Source organism: Synechococcus sp. R55.8, from assembly GCF_047461895.1.
Taxonomy (GTDB): domain Bacteria; phylum Cyanobacteriota; class Cyanobacteriia; order Thermostichales; family Thermostichaceae; genus Thermostichus.
In genome coordinates this window covers 1-1648 of record NZ_JANSIB010000072.1, presented here as the reverse complement: position 1 = coordinate 1648, position 1648 = coordinate 1, and the positions used below count along the sequence as shown (strand labels likewise).

Here is a 1648-nt window from a genome sequence, read left to right as displayed (position 1 = left end):
GGAAAAAGCCTTCAGCGAAGTGTTCCAGGTGAGCTTGGAGAGCGCCGCCTAGCCCTCACCCCCCAGCTCCTCTCCCAGGGGGAGAGGGGAGTAGGGTGGCTGCTAGCTTGTCGGCAATGGCGGCAATCCAGGTTTGCTCCTGCCGGCTGAAGCTGCGTGGGGTATCGCTCCCCAAAATCAAGCACCCTCGCTGGCCGATGGGCTGGCACAGCACGGCCTGGGATCCGGGGGGCAACAGGCCATCGAACTCGGCGCGGGCCGGGAACAGCTTGAGATCCACCAAATACACGGGCCGCCCCGTCTGCAAGACCCGCTGTAAAACGCTCTTGGGCTGAATGGAGGGCATCTGGCCGGGGGTGGCTAGGATCCCCCGTTGCAGGAGGGTTCGCCCACCCACCCAGATCACCACGGTGCGGGCGGCGGTGGTGCTGAGCAGGGTATGGGAGGCCCAAGCCAGCTCCAGTTTCTCGCTTTCGGAAAGATCGGGATGCCAATCACAGCCGGGGATCCCCTGCAGGGGGGCCGTTTGGGGTGGAAGAGGCTGGATCTGCTGCCACAGCAGGCCGGTCAGGATCAAAACAGCGCTGAGGAGGATCCCCAAGGCATCTGAACGGGACTGGCTGGTGAGCAATTCCGGCGTAAAGGCCAGTCGATTAATAACCAAAAGGACGCTGCCCAAAAGGCCGGTCACCAGAGGCAGCCGCCTCACCCAGCGATTGGGATCCCTGGGGGCTGGAGTGGGTTCAACCGTCAAGGCAGGCTAGGCATAACCTAGAGGAAGTAACGGGAGAGAAGGGAGAAGCTCTTTCCTCTCTGCTCCCTTGAAGATTAAAGAACTGAAGTTCAGTATAAAGCCAACTCAGAGACGGCTCCAAATGCCAAGGCGCTCCTGCTGGGCTTTTTCTTGTAGGCCACCGTAGTAGCTGTCGTACTTGATGTTGTGGCTGTAGGGGATGATGCGGGCCAGGCCATTGCGCACCAACATGGCGTTCATCTGATGGCCTTCTAACCAGACATAGGCCTCCACCAAGCCCGTAGCATCTACGTTGCGCAGCAACTTATCCCCTTCCAGCTTGACGGTGCGGTAGAGGATGCGCTCCCGCATCAGTTCAATGGCTTGCTGGTAATAGGGGTTTTCTTCCGGGCTGAGACCCTCGATCCCGGCCAACCGGATTAGGCGCATCTTCTGTTCCCCTTCGATTTGCACCACTAGGGTGTCGCCGTTGACCACCCGCACCACAACCGCATCTGGGTAGCGATCGAAGCGGTGGTTGTCGAAGTAGAACGGGGTATCGGGAACGACCCGGGGCTCTCCAAACCCGTGGCCGGGAAGGACGGGTATGGCCAGAAGCAATCCCAATGCAGCAGAGCCGAGAGCAATACGCTGGAACATGACCTTAATTCCCCACTTTGGACGCAGCCCCCTCTTCTTTTCCCGCCGGGGAGTTTCCGGTGGCAACGCTCAAAGTGTAATGGTAGCGGCAACTCTCCAGAAAACAATCCCACCGCAGATTTGAATTGGCCAGCAGTAGATCCGCCGTTGGTTGGGTTGCCCAAGGCTCCCAGGCGACTGAGCCATTCCTGCTCGCTTTTCTTCAGCTAGAAATCGCAGGAGCCCCGCACTGTACCCGTAGGGTCAGTGCCGGGA

At 59.6% G+C, this 1648-nt stretch carries 2 protein-coding genes; both read right to left on the bottom strand.

Going from position 1 to position 1648, the window contains the following annotated elements; translation table 11 throughout:
- Positions 1-55: 55 nt before the first annotated feature.
- A complete protein-coding gene (locus NW829_RS08310) occupies positions 56-754 on the bottom strand; it encodes a cofactor assembly of complex C subunit B (protein WP_414355440.1) in 699 nt (232 codons plus the stop codon).
- A gap of 105 nt (positions 755-859) precedes the next feature.
- A complete protein-coding gene (locus tag NW829_RS08305) occupies positions 860-1393 on the bottom strand; it encodes a thermonuclease family protein (RefSeq protein ID WP_414416854.1) in 534 nt (177 codons plus the stop codon).
- Positions 1394-1648: the final 255 nt, after the last annotated feature.